Here is a 14775-nt window from a genome sequence, read left to right on the forward strand (position 1 = left end):
GCATCGAAGGGATGCAGCTTCTGCCCTTTATTCTGTCATTTCCAGTTCAGAGATCCATTCCCGCACGCGGTCCGGGCGGTTTGTGACGATGGCATCCGGCTGCAGGGGCCAAAGGTCTTTCACGGCCTGTTCCCCGTCCACCGTCCAGTATGCCGCCTTGATGCCCAGATCATGCAGCTTCTGCACCATGCTGGGCTGCTGGTAAGCGGTGTGATATTCGCAGCTCACCCAGTCCGGCTTGAAGTCCAGCGTCTGCACATACTTTACCGGGTCCCGCTGTTCCAGCAGGCGCTGGGCTACCTCTACCAGACTCTTGCCCGGAAAGTTCGCCTGCAGCATACTGATCTGGTTGCCCATCCAGCGCAGGGCCCAGCTGCAGTTTTCGTCATCCACATTTTCCACCGACAGCGGCGGCAGCTGTGGAAAATCATCCTCTTCCAGCCCGTTCTGCAGGCCAAGCATTTCCCATGTGCTAGTGGGCAGCGCCATGGTCTCCAACGCACCGTAGACCAGCACGCCCACCTTCAGCTCCGGCATCAGCTGCTTTGCCTGCCGCAGCAGGTCGTGGTTGAACGAGATCACCACCAGCCGGTCAGTAATGTTTGCTGCACGCACCTCCTCGATCACGCGGGGGACAAAATCCGGGTCGTCATCGATGGTGGCCTTCATTTCCAGCTGAACGATGGTACCTTCCATTTCCCTGCATAGAGCCAGTGCCTCCTGCAGGGTAGCGATCCTCTCGTTCTGATAGTTCACATCCTTCCAGCTGCCAAAGTCCAGCGCCTTCAGCTCGCCCTCGGTCATGTCGTAGATCTGGCCACGCATATCGGTGTGCCAGTCAATGACAAAATCGTGGTGGATCACCAGCTTTTTATCTCTGGTCTGCTGTACGTCCATTTCCACGCCGTCCGCGCCGATCTCCATCGCCTTGCGGAACGCAGAAAGGGTATTTTCCGGCGCAAGATAGGACGCGCCGCGGTGTGCAATGATCTCAGGTGTCATAAATTCCAATTCTTTCTCACAAATTTATTTTTTCGCAAATTTCAGGCAAGGTCAGTGCCGTTTGAAGCAATGACCTTTTTGTACCAGTAGAAGCTGTCCTTGCGGCTGCGGGCCAGTGTGCCGTTGCCGTCGTTGTCCTTATCCACATAGATAAAGCCGTAGCGCTTTTTCATCTCACCGGTGGATGCGCTCACAAGGTCGATAGGGCCCCATGTGGTGTAGCCCATCAGCGGCAGGCCGTCCTCGTTGACGGCCTTTTCCATCTGCTCGATGTGGGCGCGCAGATAATCGATGCGGTAGCTGTCGTGGATGGAGCCGTCCGCTTCCACGGTATCCACCGCGCCAAGGCCGTTCTCCACAATGAACATGGGCTTTTCGTACCGGTCGTAGATGGTGTTCAGGGTCACGCGCAGGCCCACCGGGTCGATGGCCCAGCCCCACTCGCTGGCCTTGAGGTACGGATTCTTCACGGCATCCAGCACCGCATTGCCGTCGGCCTTTTCTTCTGCCAGGATCTCCTGATCCGTGGTGATGCAGCGGCTGGAATAGTAGCTGAAGGAGACAAAATCCACGGTGCCTTCTTTCAGAACCTGCTCATCGCCCGGCTCGGTGTGTAGGGTGATGCCGGCCTTCTCCATCCGCTTTTTTGCCCACACCGGGTAGGCTCCCCGGGCCTGCACATCGGTAAAGAAGTAGTTGTCGCGGTCCGCTTCCTGCGCGGCACGGATATCCTCCGGTGCACAGGTGCGCGGGTAATACTGGCCTGCCGCCAGCATACAGCCCACCATGGCACCGGGCATCTTTTCATGGGCCAGCTTGACCGCCTTTGCGCTGGCCACCAGTTCATGATGTGCCGCCTGATACTCCACCTGCTGCACATTCTCTCCCGGATAGAACACTAGCCCCGCGCCGGTAAAGGGCAGATGCAGCAGCATGTTGATCTCGTTGAAGGTGAGCCAGTATTTCACCTTCCCTTTGTAGCGGTCAAACAGCACTTCACAGTAGTGCACATAGGCATCCACCATGCGGCGGTCTTTCCAGCCGCCATACTTTTTTATGAGGGCAATGGGGGTATCGAAGTGGCAGATGGTCACAAGCGGTTCAATGCCGTATTTGTGGCACTCATCAAACACATCCTCATAGAACTTCAAGCCCTCTTCATTGGGCTGGGCATCGTCGCCGTTCGGCAGGATGCGGGTCCATGCGATGGACAGCCGGAAGCACTTGAAACCCATCTCGGCAAAGAGGGCGATGTCCTCTTTATAATGGTGATACAGGTCAATGGCTTCATGGCTGGGATAATAGTGCTTGTCGTCGCACTCCAGCATTTCCAGCCGACCCAGCGCCACCGGGAAGCGGTCCGGGCCAAACGGGGTCACATCCACGGTGGCAAGGCCCTTGCCGCCTGCCTGCCATGCGCCCTCGCACTGGTTGGCAGCGGTGGCACCGCCCCACAGAAAATCTTTGGGAAAACTGCCCATAAGTAAACCCTCCCTATTTTAATTTGTTGATTATAAGATACCGCACAATCGCCGGAATGTCCATGCCTACATTTTACAAAAAGGTGCTTCATTGTTGTGAAAGTACGACTTTTATCGTCAAATCGCCGAATTTTGATTCTATTTTTCGTACATTTTTCACGAGAAAAATGCAAAAACGGCCTGATTTTCCTTTCATTCTGTTTCTTTCAAACTGTCCGCAGACATGGTACAATAATCAGGTAAGATACACCGCCGCTTTTTCGGCATTGGAAAATGGAGTGTTTGATTATGACTGAGTTCAAGCCCATTAAAGAAGGCAAGGTTCGTGAGATCTATGATAACGGTAACAGCCTCATCATGGTTGCTACCGACCGCATTTCCGCGTTTGATGTCATCCTGAAAAACAAGGTCACCAAAAAGGGCACCGTTCTGACCCAGATGAGCAAGTTCTGGTTCGATTACACCCGCGATCTGCTGCCCAACCATATGCTGAGCGTGGACGTGAAGGATATGCCGGAGTTCTTCCAGCAGCCCCAGTTCGACGGCAACAGCATGATGTGCCGTAAGCTGACCATGCTGCCCATTGAGTGCATCGTGCGCGGCTACATCACCGGCAGCGGCTGGGCCAGCTACCAGAAGACCGGCAAGGTGTGCGGCATCCAGCTGCCGGAAGGCCTGAAGGAGTCCGACAAGCTGCCCGAGCCTATCTACACTCCCTCCACCAAGGCCGAGATCGGCGACCACGACGAGAACATCTCCTACGAAAAGAGCATCGAGGTGCTGGAAAAGCAGTTCCCCGGCCACGGCGAGGAGTATGCCACCAAGCTGCGCGACTACACCATTGCCCTGTACAAGAAGTGTGCTGAGTATGCGCTCTCCCGCGGCATCATCATTGCCGACACCAAGTTTGAGTTTGGTCTGGATGAGAACGGCAACGTGGTGCTGGGCGACGAGATGCTCACCCCGGATTCCTCCCGCTTCTGGCCGCTGGAGGGCTACGAGCCGGGCCACAGCCAGCCCTCTTTTGATAAGCAGTTCGTTCGCGACTGGCTCAAGGCCAACCCCGACAGCAACTACGACCTGCCGCAGGACGTGATTGACAAGACCATTGCCAAGTATCTGGAGGCTTACGAGCTGCTCACCGGCAAAAAGCTGTAAATTTTACGATAAAACGAATCCCGGCAGATGCTTGACAGCTCTGCCGGGATTCGCTATAATGTCTATAGAAAGGGCACTGCGACAAGCGGTTGGCCCCAGTTCAAGGTTTACAGTTTTTGAGAACCGTCACCGTGCCGGGTGGCGGTTCTTACTTTTTCACGCGAATGGTGAATGTCAATCCAAACAAGTGGAATGTCAAAGTAATTGGCATGTACTCACCTCCTTTCGGAAGTGAGGGCCGAACCGCCTGCCGTTGTTTGCAGTGCCCCGCCGCCTTTCAGCAGCAGAGATAGCATAACATAGTTTTCGGCTGATTTCAACAAAAAAATGCTTCCGTGCGCCGCACGGAAGCATTTTTTGTTTCACTCACTCAGCTCCGAACTTTCCTCGGAAAAAGCTTCGGACTCCGCCGGTTTTTCGTTTTCTTCGTCCAGCAGGTACTGCACCTCGGTCTGCTTTGCCATCTGGTCAGCCGTCCAGTCCAGCTGTGCGATGCCTTCCAGTTCCAGCGTGTACTGCTCCACATTCTGCAGGCTGCCGGAGGCAAGACTCTGGCCCGGGTCGTTCTCCGGCGACCATGTAATGCGCAGCTCATCCGGCTGTGCGCTGCACTGCTGCACGGCATCGGTCACGCTGCGGCAGTCCTGCGCAAAGGCCTGTACGCTGTCATAGCCGCCAAACAGCTCCACAGTCAGGCTCAGATAGCCGTTTCCGGCATTCACATCCCGCAGCGTTTTCGCCTCACTGCTGTACAGGTAGGCGTTTCCGCTGATATTCTTCACACGGATATCCGGGGCTGTTTGTTTGATCTTGTCATAGGCTTCTGTCGTATATTCCTGCCCCAACTTCATGCTTGCCTGATTCCGCTCCGGGCCGAGTTCATCCCACACCACCGGCAGCAGCGAAAGGCCAAAGCACCCGGCCATGAGCACAAGGCAGATCAGCACCGACCAGAAATCGTACTTCCAGCGCCCCGGGCGGGCGGCAAAAAAGAGCACCTCGCCGCCCAGCAGGATCAGCCCTGCCGCCGGGGCGATCTTCAGCGCCAGCTGCCAGTCAAAGCCCGGCACAAAATAGGCAAGCAGAAAGAAGATGCCCGCTGCGATCAGGCATACGCCCAGCGTAAAGCTGCCCACCCGGCGCAGCGGCTGCGGTTTTGCAGTCTGCGGTGCTTCACCGGTCAGCGGCGCATCATTTCTCGTCTCGTCCATCGTCGGCATCCTCCGTCTCATCGTCCGGGGTCACGGGCTTGCCCAGCAGAGCCGAGAGCTTGGGCATGGCAAAGCCCTTTGCTTCCGGCTCCGCCTGCGCATCCTGTGCAGTATACTCGGTAAAATCTTCATCTTCGGCATCGTTCTGCGGCTTCTGCTTTCTGCCCTTGGGGCCGCGCACCAGCCACGCACCGCAGATGATTAGGGCCACGCACACCACCACCTCCGGCAGCTGATCCATCATCAGGTAAAGTGCGCGGAAGAAAGGGCTGCTCTGGCCCCAGCGCCACACGATATCCCCCAGCGTGTTCATAAGGATGTTCTGGTAGGCCACCAGCGCGCCCAGCGCGATCAGGCCCCAGCCCAGCAGCTTGTGGCTGTCCAGCATGAACTGTTCCATGCGCTGGTCGTGCCAGTTGATGTGCACCAGATAATCGTCCTGCGGGGCGGTGCCTGCGCCGATCTGCGCCCGGAGATTGAAGGTGTCAAAGAAGCTGTACATCCACACAATGGGCATGGCCACATACAAAACTTCCAGCAGAGTGCCCGCACCAAAGGCCACGCAGAACATCGTAATGAGCGAAAGGCCGCGCTTCATGTAGCCCTGATACATCTGGCCTGCGCCCGGGCAAAAGGCGAAGAGGAAGGTCAGGATTCCGTTTTTCATCATAATCGATCTCCTTATTTCGTTTGATCTGCAAGTGGCGAATTTTTGTATTTTTCTGCTGCAGGGCCGCCGGCTCCGAACAGCAGGTCATTGAGTGCTTTTGCTAGCGAAGCCTGCTGCTTCGGCTTGTCGTCGTCCATTGGCTTTCCCAGTATTTCCGGCTGGGCGGACGGGCGGTCATCTTCCACCGGCTTGCCCAGCTGCAAGGCTTCTTCGGTCTGGCTCTGGCTGGTCTCCGGTGTCCATGTGTGCAGCTCCTGCCGGAAATTCAGCAGCTGGTCTATAGTGCCGGAGCGCCACATGGTAAAGGCCAGCACCGCCGCCACACCGGCCACTGCGGCACGACCCCATGTGTTCTGCATCAGCCGCACCCAGATGGCGGTCATCACAGCCTTGTGCGCGGAGTGCGGCGGCATTTCCAGCGCATCTGCCGTCAGCAGAGCGGTGTAGCGGTCCATGCATTTATCGCAGTAGGATAAATGCTCGGCGGTTTCCAGCCGGCCCAGCTCATCCAGCCCGCCTGCCTGCAGGGCCTGTAGGCCTTCGTCGGTCAGGCAGCCGTTTTTGTCAAACAGTTCCATGTACGCACTCCTTTCCATCGTTTTCACGCTGTAGTATCTGCTGTGCCAGCATCTTTTTTGCCCGGTAGATCTGTGCTTCCACCGTCTTGGGCGGGCGGCCGCACAGCTGTGCCGCCTCGGCCATGGTGTGCTGTTCCAGCAGCACCAGACGGCAAGGCGTTCTGTAGGGCTCCCGCAGGTCCAGGATCATGGCGGTGAGCTCTTCCTCGCCCAGAGCATCCAGCACCTGCTGTTCCGGCTGGGTGCCGGGCGGCGCGCCTTCCAGCGCCAGCACATCGTCGCCGGGAATGTTCACCCTGCGCACCCATGCGCTGCGCAGATAGTCCTTTGCCTTGTTGGCAGCAATGCGTGCCAGCCACTGTTTTTCAAACCCGGACGGGCAGCGGTCAATGGCCCGCCATGCCGCCAGAAAGGTCTCCTGCGTCAGGTCCTGCGCATCGCCGGCATCCGGCACCAGCTGGTGGCAGACCGTATATACGAGCGACTGGTATTTCTGCACCATCGCGCTGAATTCCAAGGTCGTCAACGGCCTGCCCACCTCCTTTCAGTTTCGTCCCGGTCCGACGAAGTGCAGCCCCTGCGCTGCCCTTCTGCACATTCATACGAAACAGCCGTTCAAAATCCTGCAAAAACTTTTATTTTTATGATACAATAGAAGTAGTATAGCACAAAAGGAGGCATTCGGCCATGGCTGTCAGTACCCGTCAGGCACTTTTGCAGGCACTTTCCGCTGCCGGGGGCAGCTACGTTTCCGGCCAGCAGCTGGCCGAGACCCTCGGCGTGAGCCGCGCTGCCGTGCACAAGGCCGCTGCGGCCCTCACGGCCCAAGGGTATGCGCTGGAAGCTGCGCCCCGCCGGGGCTACCGGCTGGCAGGCGGCGACCCGTTCTGCGCCGAAGCCATCGGGGACTACCCTGCACCCATCTATTTATATGACACGCTGGAAAGCTCCAACCGCACGGCAAAGCTGCTGGCGCTGGATGGTGCACCCCATGGCACGCTGGTGCTCACCGCCCACCAGAGCGCCGGACGCGGCAGGCTGGGCCGGAGATTTGAAAGCCCGGCAGGCAAGGGCGTTTACTGCTCGGTGCTGCTGCGCCCGGAGATTCCCGCCGCCAATGCCCAGACCGCTACTATCAGCGCCGCGGTGGCGGTCTGCCGTGCCGTGAAAAAGCTCTGCGGGCTGGAGCTTGCCGTCAAGTGGGTCAACGACCTGTACTATCAGGGCAGAAAGGTCTGCGGCATCCTGACCGAGGCGGGGACCGACCTCGAGAGCGGACAGCTGGAATGGCTGGTGGTCGGCATCGGGCTGAACCTTACCTCCACCGCCGCCGACTGGCCGGATGAACTGGCCCGCAAGGCCGGGAGCCTGTACCCCGGCGGGCCTGCCCCGGTGAGCCGGGCCGCACTGGCCGGGGCCATTGCCCGGGAGCTGCTGGCCCTCTGCCCGGCGTTTGACTGTCTGGATGAGTACCGCGCCCGGTGCTTTGTGCCCGGCCACTGGGTGACGGTGTGTGCCGAGACCGAGACCTACGCCGCAAAGGCCCTTGCCATCGACGAGGAAGGGCGGCTGGTCATCCAGCGGGAGAACGGCCGACAGGAAGCTCTGCGCTGCGGCGAGGTGACCACACGGCCTGCACGGACCGAATAAGACGCAAAAAAGCACCCTTTCCTGCCCGGAAAGAGTGCTTTTTATGTTCTGCACTTATGTATCCAGATCCACGGCTTCCAGCACCGTGATGTCCTCTTTTTCAAAGGCGGTGCGGATCATCCCGGCAAGGCCGGGCATTTCGGCCTTGTTCTCGATGCACAGGGTGATGATGCCATTCAGGCTGGAGGCTTCCACACCCATGGAGCCGCCATCCGGCGGGACCCAGACGTTGAAGTCTTTGGTGTACTTCTGAAGCTCCTGCGTGGCCGGCAGCAGCGGATTGCCCAGATAGCTGAGCCAGAAATCCGCCGGGACACCGCTGATGTACTCACCCATCTGGAACACCCTCTGCTTGATGCGCAGGGGCGCTTTCTGCTGGTCTACCTTGTACACCCAGCTCATTTGCTGGACCATCTGGCGCAGCTTTGCCTCCGGCTGCAGGGTGCGGAGCACCTCGGCATCCATTTTCGGCACGATGTCCGCAAGGCGGGTGTCATCGTTCAGCTTCACGCCGCTCTGGAAGGAGCACACGCAGTTGTAAAGGGCATCCGGCACGCCCGCTTCCCTGCGGGTATCTGCCGAGTAGGAATACTGGATCTCGTCTTTGCCCAGATAGTTGCGCAGCGCAAGGCTCAGCAGACCGGCCAGCGCTGTAAAGGGCTTGACACCGTTCTCCACTGCCCGGTCCACAAGGCTCTGCTTGGTCAGCCGCACCCGAGTGCGGCGCATCCTGCCCTCCCATGTCTGCACCACATCCCTCTGCATCGTGCTTTCGGTGGCTGTGGGGGGCGGGTATTTTGCCATCATGGCCTCGATGTCATAGGCCGGGCTGCACACGATGGGCGTGTTTGCAAACGCCGTGCCATAGCGCAGGTTGCAGTACTGTTCCAGAATGCGGGTGAGGAAGGGCGACACCCCGTGGCCGTCCATGAGGAAATGATACCAGTCAAAATAGACGGTATCCCCCTCACAGCTCACGCTGAAAAGATAGCCGTTCGTTTCCTCCGGGATATCGCGCTGTGCACTGCCCTGATACACAAGGCAGGGGTTCGGGTTCGGCTCCAGAAAAAAGCTCCGCTTTTCCTGCACCAGCTGTACCCGATAGTACGGTGCGGCCGAAAGCGCCGCGTCCAGTGCGCGCTGCAAAAGAGCGGGTTCCACCGCATCCTGCAGCGCAAACTGGTACCGACACAGGATCTTCTCCCGACGGAAGAAGTACATCGTTCCCTGAAAGATGTACTCCGTCGAGCGCTGCGACTCATTCATGAACTGTTACCCCGCGTTTGCCGCCAGATAATCCACCAGATCCCCTATGGTCACAAAGTTGCGCAGCTCCTTTTCAGGGATGCGCAGGCCGAAGGTCTCCTCGAGGTCTGCCACAATGGTCAGGATCTCCATTGAGGACAGATCCAGATCGTCCATCAGGACGCTGTTCTCATTCACATCTTCGGGAGAAACCTCGGCAACATCCTCCAGGATGGCCAGGATCTGGGAAATGATCTCTGCTCGTTCCATAGAAATTTTCTTCCTTTCCGTGACGGATAATAGGCACAATCTCCTATGCCTTTCCATAATAATACCCTGATTCTCTCCTGTGCGCAAGGGTTCCGGCAACAAAGCTTTGTTTTTTGTCGGAACTCCTGTTTTCAGTCTGCCGGTCTGCCGGCCCATTTATGCATCCGGGCATTCGATCGCATCCGTATCACTGGCGCAGCAGCTTGCCTGCACCGTTGCGCGGCAGCGGCTCGGTGCTGAACTCCACTGCGCTCATACGCTTGTACAGCGGCAGGGTGCGGTTTGCCTCGGTGATAAAGTCCCGCACCTGCTGCTGTTTGTCCTCGTCGCAATAGACCACCACGCCGATCTTCTTGCCCATTTCTTTTACAACACATTCCTTCACGGCTTCGCACTTGCCCACGATGCCTTCCAGCTCTTCGGGGCTGATGTTCTCGCCGCTGTCCAGAATGATGAGGTTCTTCTTGCGGCCGGTCAGGAAATAGTAGCCGTCCTCGTCCTTGCGGGCCAGATCGCCAGTGTGGAACCAGCCGTCCGCGTCAATGACCTCGGCGGTGGCCTCCGGGTCCTTGTAGTAGCCCAGCATGATGCTGTCGCCGTGCATGCACAGCTCGCCGTCCTCGGCGATCTTGTAGTCCAGATAATCGTTGCCCTGACCCACAGCGCCGATGTGCTTTGCGTCCTGTGCGTAGTTGATGATGCCGTCGCCGCAGGTCTCGGTGCTGCCGTAGGTCTGCACCACGAACATGCCGTGTTCCGCCATATCCAGCATCACCTGCGGGTCGAACATGGCAGAGGAGCAGATGGGCACCCACAGCTCTCCCAGACGTTCCTTGCGGCCGCGCATCACATCGTGGTGGAGCGAGTTCATAATGACCGGCACCACCGCCATGGCCTGACTGGGCATCCGCTTTACCTCTTTATAGAAGTTGCGGATGTCGCTGCTGACGTTCAGCGCCCAGCCTGCGTGGGCCCAGGAGAACAGGCAGATGAAAGCGCCCAGATGGAACATGGGCAGCACAGTGTACTGGCTCATGACGAGGTCCGGTTCGTGCTTATACGCCATCATGTGCTCACCGATCTGGGTGTGGGCACGCATCACCGAGAAGAAATTCTTCTCGCTCAGCATCACGCCCTTGCTGCGGCCCGTGGTACCGGAGGTGAACATCAGGACCATCAGGGCTTCGTGGTCGATGCAGCGGGTCAGCTGCGCAGGCTCATAGCTCCGGAAGCCATCCATGGGGCGGAGGATATCGCCGTAGGCAGCCTTGAGCTGGTCGTTGAAGCCGTAGTCGTCGCCATCGGTCAGGATGGCATCCGGCTCCACAAGGCCCAGCTCGTAGCTCAGCTCGTCCCAGCTCTTGCGCTGGTTCAGCAGCACCAGCACCGCACCGGCCGCCACCACGCCAAAGGTGTTCACGGCATACTCGTAGCTGTTCTTGGTGAGCAGGCAGATCTTTTTGCCCTTGATCTCCGGGATGGTGGACTGGAAGTAATTCACCGCCTTGCGGATATCCTGCACATAATCCTTATAGAGGATGGTGGTCACGGCATCGTTTGCGGTGTCGTAGAAGCGGAAGGCCACATTATCCTTGAAGCGGTCTTCCATGTTGATGGTGATAAGGTCGTAGACATTATCCAGCACTCTGATCTTACGCATTGTTCTGTTTCCTCCTGTGTTCAGCGCAGCAGTTTTCCCATGGCGTTGCGGGGCAGCGGCTGTGCGCTGAACTCCGTCACCATGCGCTTGTACAGCGGCAGGCCGCGGTTGACCCCAGTGACGAACTCCTTCACCGCATCCTGCTTTGCAGGGTCACAGTAGATGAGGGCACAGATCTTTTTGTCCTTTTCCTTCACGATGCACTCCTGAATGTCCGCACAGGGAACCAGCAGCTTTTCCAGCTCCTCGGGGCTCACGTTCTCGCCGCTGTCCAGAATGATCACGTTCTTCTTGCGGCCGGTCAGGTACATGTAGCCGTCCTCTTCCACCCGGGCAATGTCGCCGGTATGGAACCAGCCGTCTGCATCGATGACTTCTGCAGTGCCTTCCGGGTCCTTGTAGTAGCCCAGCATGATGGGGTTGCCCCGCATGCACAGCTCGCCGTCGTCCAGCTTGTATTCACAGCTGAGGTCCACATGGCCCACGCTGGTCAGGTACTTTGCCTCCTGTGAGGAGTTCCATGCACCGTCGCCGCAGGTCTCGGTCAGGCCGTACATCTGGGCCACAAAGAAGCCCTTCTCCATCATATCACTCAGAATCTTGGGGTCGAACATGGCAGCGCCGCAGGTCAGCACGCACAGGCCGTTCAGGCGGTCGCGGCGGCCCTTCATCACATCGCTGTAGATGCTCTTCAGCAGCACCGGCACCACCGCCATCACCTCGCTGTGCATGGCGCCCAGATCACGGTAGAAATACTTCAGGTTGTTGCACAGGTTGATGGAGTGGCCGGTGATGCTCCACGAAACAAGGCTGGTCATGGCGGAGATGTGGAACATGGGCAGGGCGGACAGGGACGAGAACTCGTCGGTATTCCAGCCCGTGTACTTCTTCACATCGTCAAAGGGGTCCAGAAAAGCCGGCATGGCGCTGAACAGGTTCTTCTGGCTCAGCATAACGCCCTTGCTGCGGCCGGTGGTGCCGGAGGTGAACATGATAAAGGCCAGAGCAGAGAGGTCCTCCACCTCGGTCACGTCCTCGGCAGGCTCATAGGCCGCAAAGACATCCATGGGCTTCAGGATGCTGCCGTAGGTCTCAGCGAGGGCAGGCTCCCGCTCCGCGAACTCGCCATCCTGCAGGATGCACACCGGCTCGGTGAGGCCCAGCTCATAGGAGATGGCATCCCAGTCCTTGCCAAGGTTCAGCGGCACAGCCACGGCTCCGGCAATGACCGTGCCGTACATGCAGATGACATACTGGTAGCTGTTGCGGGCCAGGATCGCCACACGCTTGCCGCGCACATCGCCATACTCTGCACGCAGGAACGCCACGAACCGGCGCAGATCCTGGGCATACTGTGCGTAGTGCACCTCGGCCACGCCCTGCTTTTCTTCATCATACCAGCGCAGAGCCACACGGTCTGCAATGTTGGTTTCCATATTGCAAAGTGACTGATACAGCGATGTAATCATTTTTTTCCTCCATTTTTATCATCCGATCCGGCGCTCCTGTGTAGGCCAACACAGATCCTTCCAGTCATTTCCAACTGTGCCCAGTATACAATAAGGCCCGTGTCAATGCAAGAGTTTTGCAACATTTAATTCCAAACATTGACAATAAAATCTTGCATATCATGTCGTTTCCAGATGTAAATTCTGCCTTTCGTTGCGAAGCCGCCCTGCCTGTGCTATGCTTTTATTACAGGCTGCAATGTGTCCCCGCCCGCCGGACCGCAATTCAAAATTGACAGTCTGTGCAAAAAGCATTATACTGGGTTCATATCCATACAAAATTTTATCTTTTTCATTCAAAATCTACGCATTGTGCGGCATCCGGCTCTGATGGAATGTCCCGCGCAAGGAAGGAACCTCCATGGAAGGAACCAAGCCCCGCACCGCCAGCTCCATCGGCATGTTCGACATGCTCAAGGGTGCCGGTATGCTGACCATCGTTTTTGCGCATACCGCCGAGCTTTATCCCATGCAGGCGGTCAGCGGCCTGTCCCTGACCGCGTTTTTCCCGTTCATCTACCGCGAAGCGCTGATGGCCGCCTTTTTTATTGCCAGCGGCTACGGCTTCCGCAAGCGCTCTATCCACAAGTGCATCCACCAGCAGCTCAAAAGCCTGCTCAAACCCTATGCTTACACGGCGCTGTTCACCTGCGTGCTGCACTTTATCATTCATTATAAGACGTTCCAGTACCTACCCGGCACCATCGGCGAGTCTATCAAGGTCACCGGCGGCTTTCTGCTGGGCCTGCCCCACACGGCCAAGTATTTCGGGCAGGAGTTCTTCTCCTGCGGGCCGATGTGGTATCTGCTGGCGCTGATGGTAGGCTGGGTGCTGCTGGATGTGATCCTGAACATCTTCCCGGAGCGCTATGTTCCATGGGCTGTGGCAGGCTGCGTCCTGCTGGGCTGGGGCGCGAGCCTTGTGTGGGAGCTGCCCTTCTGCCTGATCCAGGGTGCCGTGGTGGTGCCCTACCTCTATATCGGCTTCCTTGCCAAAAAGAAGCATCTGCTGGACGAGCCCCTGCCGCCCAAAGTCTTTGCCGGGCTGCTGGCCGCCACAGCACTCATTGCCGTAGGCGCTCTTGCTACCCGCACCACCGACTGCATCTCGCTGGCCGAGTGGTCACTGGGGCCGCTGAGCATCTTTCTGGACGGTGCTGCAGGCCTGCTTTTCATCCGGCTGTTCATGCGGCTCAGCCGCGGCCATGGCCCCATCGTGCACTTTCTGGAAGCGGTGGGCCGCCGTTCGCTGAACATTTTCTGCGTACATACCGTGGAGATCATCGCTATTCCGTGGTATCTGATGGTAGCAAAGTTCTCTGCGCAGCCGGTGCTGGGCATGTGGCTGCAATATGCCATCGCTCTGGGCTCTATCTGGCTGGTGTGTGAGCTGCTGCGTGTACGCCGCGCACTCATCATCCGATTTTTCCCGGCACAGCGCAGAACGCCCGCCGTGCGCTATACCTCCCGGCACTGACATGTTTTTCCGGCTGCTGCGGTGCAGCCATCATAAAAGTAAGAGGAGAATCCGGTTATGAACAACGATGTCCCCGAGACCCTTGCTGCGGCCCGCAGCCGCGCTGCTGACTTGGAACAGCAGCTCAAGCTCTCTGACGAAGGTGTATCCCGGCTGGCACAGCGGTGTCTGGAGCTGGAACAACAGGTGCTGAACTATCAGGCCGCACTGGCAAGGCACGGCAGCGATAACGAACCTGCTGCCCTGACCCTGCCGCAGCTGTTCTACGATTCCGGCTCCGGCTATTCCCCGCGGGAATGCCTGACCGTTGCCGAGGATGCCTACGACGAACTGACCCACGAGGTCTCTGCGGTGTTCACCCTGCCCACGGATGCCCGTGCGCTGCGGCTGGACCCCGGTGAGCTGGCCTGCTGCGTGACTGACCTGAGCATCTCGGACGAGCGGCTGGAATGCCGCGCCATGAACGGCATCCGGCTGCAGGAAGACTGCCTGCTGTTTTTGGATGTGGACCCCAACCTGACCGTGCGCAGCACCGTGCCCTTTGCGGCCGGGATGAAGTTTGCCGTGACCTATCATTACTATCCGCTGGGCCGCTTCCAGCACGAGCAGCCCGGCAAGGCCCTGCTCAGTGCGTTGAATACCATCAAGCTGCAGGCTGAGGCCGAAAAGAACGATGTTCTGGAACAGCTGCAGGCCGCCCTTGCCGAGAACACCCGGCTGAACAATCAGCTGACGGAACTGCAGAACAGCCGTGCTGCCTATGAAGATTCGCTGGAAAACCTGTACGAGAGCAGCAGCTGGCGGCTTACCGCACCGCTGCGTGCTTTGCGCCGCCTGCTGCGCGGCTGAATCGGATCGCTAAAGG

Annotated in this window: 14 protein-coding genes; 4 read left to right on the plus strand and 10 right to left on the minus strand. The window is 58.3% G+C overall.

Features of this window, described 5'->3' with window-relative positions; genetic code table 11:
• Positions 1-27: 27 nt before the first annotated feature.
• Positions 28-1002: a glycerophosphodiester phosphodiesterase family protein gene (locus GKG36_RS11135; RefSeq protein ID WP_154260732.1), complete on the minus strand. Its 975-nt coding sequence runs from the start codon at positions 1000-1002 to the stop codon at positions 28-30.
• 41 nt (positions 1003-1043) lie between these two features.
• Positions 1044-2483: a 6-phospho-beta-glucosidase gene (locus GKG36_RS11140; RefSeq protein WP_120020722.1), complete on the minus strand. Its 1440-nt coding sequence runs from the start codon at positions 2481-2483 to the stop codon at positions 1044-1046.
• A 288-nt stretch (positions 2484-2771) separates the two neighbouring features.
• Here GKG36_RS11140 and GKG36_RS11145 point away from each other — a divergent pair, with 288 nt between their 5' ends.
• The gene (locus GKG36_RS11145) at positions 2772-3641 is read left to right on the plus strand and encodes a phosphoribosylaminoimidazolesuccinocarboxamide synthase (RefSeq protein ID WP_154260734.1); all 870 of its coding nucleotides are present in this window, start codon (positions 2772-2774) and stop codon (positions 3639-3641) included.
• A 362-nt stretch (positions 3642-4003) separates the two neighbouring features.
• Here GKG36_RS11145 and GKG36_RS11150 read toward each other — a convergent pair whose 3' ends face one another.
• The 4 genes from GKG36_RS11150 to GKG36_RS11165 are packed head-to-tail and all read right to left on the minus strand — an operon-like array spanning position 4004 to position 6626.
• Positions 4004-4852: a hypothetical protein gene (locus GKG36_RS11150; protein WP_154260736.1), complete on the minus strand. Its 849-nt coding sequence runs from the start codon at positions 4850-4852 to the stop codon at positions 4004-4006.
• The gene (locus GKG36_RS11155) at positions 4833-5522 is read right to left on the minus strand and encodes a hypothetical protein (protein WP_154260738.1); all 690 of its coding nucleotides are present in this window, start codon (positions 5520-5522) and stop codon (positions 4833-4835) included. Before GKG36_RS11155 ends, GKG36_RS11150 begins: the two co-directional genes overlap by 20 nt.
• 11 nt (positions 5523-5533) lie before the next feature.
• Positions 5534-6100, minus strand: a complete 567-nt coding sequence (locus GKG36_RS11160; RefSeq protein WP_154260740.1) for a hypothetical protein — start codon at positions 6098-6100, stop codon at positions 5534-5536.
• On the minus strand, positions 6087-6626 hold the full coding sequence (locus GKG36_RS11165) for an RNA polymerase sigma factor (RefSeq protein WP_223388239.1): 540 nt from the start codon (positions 6624-6626) through the stop codon (positions 6087-6089). The genes GKG36_RS11160 and GKG36_RS11165 overlap by 14 nt, the downstream gene beginning before the upstream one ends.
• 161 nt (positions 6627-6787) lie before the next feature.
• Between GKG36_RS11165 and GKG36_RS11170 the strand changes: the two genes are divergently transcribed.
• On the plus strand, positions 6788-7750 hold the full coding sequence (locus GKG36_RS11170) for a biotin--[acetyl-CoA-carboxylase] ligase (RefSeq protein ID WP_154260742.1): 963 nt from the start codon (positions 6788-6790) through the stop codon (positions 7748-7750).
• A gap of 54 nt (positions 7751-7804) precedes the next feature.
• Here the strand turns inward: GKG36_RS11170 and GKG36_RS11175 are convergent, their stop codons facing one another.
• From GKG36_RS11175 to GKG36_RS11190, 4 genes are all read right to left on the minus strand, one after another.
• Entirely contained in the window at positions 7805-9016 is a 1212-nt protein-coding gene (locus tag GKG36_RS11175; RefSeq protein ID WP_154260744.1) for a hypothetical protein, read from the minus strand.
• A 6-nt stretch (positions 9017-9022) separates the two neighbouring features.
• Positions 9023-9265, minus strand: a complete 243-nt coding sequence (locus GKG36_RS11180; RefSeq protein ID WP_044953961.1) for an acyl carrier protein — start codon at positions 9263-9265, stop codon at positions 9023-9025.
• A 187-nt stretch (positions 9266-9452) separates the two neighbouring features.
• A complete protein-coding gene (locus GKG36_RS11185; protein ID WP_154260746.1) occupies positions 9453-10925 on the minus strand; it encodes a class I adenylate-forming enzyme family protein in 1473 nt (490 codons plus the stop codon).
• A gap of 20 nt (positions 10926-10945) precedes the next feature.
• Positions 10946-12394: a class I adenylate-forming enzyme family protein gene (locus tag GKG36_RS11190; protein ID WP_243139076.1), complete on the minus strand. Its 1449-nt coding sequence runs from the start codon at positions 12392-12394 to the stop codon at positions 10946-10948.
• Positions 12395-12794: 400 nt separating this feature from the next.
• Between GKG36_RS11190 and GKG36_RS11195 the strand changes: the two genes are divergently transcribed.
• Positions 12795-13910 (plus strand): acyltransferase, encoded by a 1116-nt coding sequence (locus tag GKG36_RS11195; RefSeq protein ID WP_154260748.1) that lies wholly within the window; start codon positions 12795-12797, stop codon positions 13908-13910.
• 57 nt (positions 13911-13967) lie between these two features.
• Positions 13968-14759, plus strand: coding sequence for a hypothetical protein (locus GKG36_RS11200; protein WP_154260750.1), 792 nt, complete (start codon positions 13968-13970; stop codon positions 14757-14759).
• The last annotated feature ends 16 nt before the right edge of the window (positions 14760-14775 follow it).

It is taken from the genome of Faecalibacterium sp. BIOML-A1 (assembly GCF_009679715.1).
In the GTDB taxonomy this organism is placed as follows: Bacteria; Bacillota; Clostridia; order Oscillospirales; family Ruminococcaceae; genus Faecalibacterium; species Faecalibacterium taiwanense.